The sequence below is a fragment of the Sciscionella sediminilitoris genome, from assembly GCF_000737195.2.
Classification (GTDB): domain Bacteria; phylum Actinomycetota; class Actinomycetes; order Mycobacteriales; family Pseudonocardiaceae; genus Sciscionella; species Sciscionella sediminilitoris.
The window spans coordinates 1-813 of sequence record NZ_JALM01000196.1 but is presented as its reverse complement, the minus strand read 5'-3'; the positions used below and the strand labels follow the sequence as shown (position 1 = coordinate 813).

General features: G+C 66.4%; 1 pseudogene. It reads right to left on the bottom strand.

Annotated features, from left to right (window positions below):
* Nucleotides 1-813: pseudogene (locus AD72_RS35130) on the bottom strand (IS3 family transposase); the annotation flags it as partial.

Below are 813 nucleotides of genomic sequence, written 5' to 3'. Positions count from 1 at the left end.
GAAGAAGCTCTCCATAGCGGCGTTGTCGCCCGCTGAACCGACCTGGCCCATCGATCCGACCAGGCCGTGCCGGTGCAGTGCGGCGGTAAATTTCCGGCTCCGAAATTGCGATCCCCGGTCGCTGTGAACCACGCAGCCAGCGACGTGGCCACGCCGCGCGATCGCCGTCTCCAGCGCTGCTACGGCCAGTCGGGACTTCATGCGGTCGCTGATCGCATAGCCGACGATCCGGTTGGAGTAGGCGTCCTTGATCGCGCAAACGTACAACTTCCCCTCATCGGTGCGATGCTCGGTCAAGTCCGTGAGCCAGAGCTGGTTCGGGCCCTTGGCAGTGAAATCACGCTGGACGAGGTCGTCGTGCGCCGACGCCCCCGGCCGTCTGCCGTTGCCGCCGCGTTTCTTACCGAACGCGCTCCACCAGCGGTTATCCCGGCAGATCCGCCACACGGTCCGCTCCGCTGCCCGATACCCGGCCGCGGCGGCTTCGTCGGCCAGGAACCGGTAACCGAACTCGGGGTCGTCGCGGTGCGCATCGAACACCGCGTTCGCCAGATACGCCTCGGCCAGCTCTGCGTCGGTGACCGGCCGGGCCAGCCACCGGTAATACGGCTGGCGGGCGATCTTGAGCACCCGGCACGTCACCGCGACGGGGATGCCGTCAGCGGCCAACTCACGGACGAGCGGGTAAATCATTTTCCCGGCAGGTTCGACTGCGACAAATACGCAGCCGCGCGGCGGAGCACTTCGTTTTCTTGCTCCAGCAACCGGATCCGACGCTTCGCGGCGCGCAGCTCGGCGTTCTCACTCGAGCTA